Origin of the sequence: Akkermansia sp. UNK.MGS-1, from assembly GCF_000980515.1 — a bacterium.
Lineage (GTDB): Bacteria > Verrucomicrobiota > Verrucomicrobiia > Verrucomicrobiales > Akkermansiaceae > Akkermansia > Akkermansia muciniphila.
This window is the reverse complement of the sequence record NZ_LBCB01000035.1, coordinates 1-1,336: the sequence shown is the minus strand read 5'-3', so window position 1 is coordinate 1,336 and position 1,336 is coordinate 1. Positions and strand designations below refer to the sequence as shown.

Genomic DNA, 1,336 nt, shown 5'->3' with positions numbered 1-1,336 from the left:
GGCGTTTCCCCGGTCAAGTCGCACTCCGCCACCTGCAGGTAGTTTCAGTAGAATTATAGACAACGTCCATCATTTCTTCTAAAAGGAGAGTTGCCGAGCATTTCCAGTATTTTCTTCCCGTAGCTGAATCGGTTGAGATGTCTTTTCATAATAATCTTTTTGATCATTTCACAATAGGGAGCCTCTTCTTCTTGCATGTTCATATAAAACCATAAAAAATCCCACCCATTTTTATCATCTGGGAAATGTTCTATATAATTTTCCGCTGCCAAGTCAAAAATATCCGCCCTGCTTAAAATGGCCTCTCCGTATGCATTGTTTTGAAGCAAAGATAAAATATCTTTATCTTTAATCGATAAGCGGATATATGGAATAATAACTCTATTTAAATAACTATCGTCATCCTGATGTACCATGGACAGCATTTCCGGATACCGTCCGCTGCGGACTTGTTTGAATTCTTTCTTTAACATTTTCTCCCAATTCGCAGAATGAATGATATAACTCGCCAATTGCTGCTTCTGTTGCAGCGATAAGTTCATTATTCTTTCCTCTGCCTTAATATATATCGAATTCTTGGGAAGCTTTTCCATATCGTAAACGGGTATTGGCTGCGGAGGCTGTATCACCGGTACCCCTCCTTGATGGCAAGATGAGAAAAATACGACCGGAGATAAGAAAAAGTATAATATTTTGCTAAAAATCATATTCTTTATATATGGAAACATGGACATCAAGTTCCTGCTTGAGCATTTCAATATTGCTGCTATTTCGTCAAGGATTTTCTCAAAACTATTGGCAGATTCATAGCTTTTTTACAATGGTTAATATCTTTGACAGGAAGCATAGCTTTATAAAAATCAAAAAAATCAATATTAAAACAAAGCAATCATCATTTATGTAAAAAAGTTCCTTCCGATAAACAGAAGGAGCTTTTATAAAATTAAACAGTTTTCATGTATTAATTAAATAAAATGAAAAATATTAGATTTTATTTAATTTGTTCTATATCCTGTTTATACCACAAGCTGTCTTGCCATTCACATATTAGTTTCCACAGTCTTTCTCTATCCGTATAGGAAAAATCAGTATCATAATCATAAAGAATTATTACGGTCAGGGTACATTCTTTTCCACAGTATGTGGCATAGACATGATGATCGGGAAACTGATCAGCGAGTGTTTGATTAAATTTAGACAATTCCTCAATCTCTACATTTCCTATTATTAAAGGAGGATCATAGCTAAAGACATATGTATTGTCGATCTCTCCTAGAAGAGGAGATTTCTTATAATATTTATCAAAAAACAGAAAAGAAGCAAATACTGAAACAAC

Annotated in this window: 2 protein-coding genes; both read right to left on the bottom strand. The window is 34.4% G+C overall.

The window, feature by feature from the left end; translation table 11 throughout:
* Positions 1-53: 53 nt before the first annotated feature.
* On the bottom strand, positions 54-593 hold the full coding sequence (locus WW58_RS10335) for a hypothetical protein (RefSeq protein WP_146023976.1): 540 nt from the start codon (positions 591-593) through the stop codon (positions 54-56).
* A gap of 398 nt (positions 594-991) precedes the next feature.
* Positions 992-1,336: hypothetical protein (locus tag WW58_RS10330; RefSeq protein WP_046437470.1), on the bottom strand; the 345-nt coding region annotated here is incomplete at its 5' end.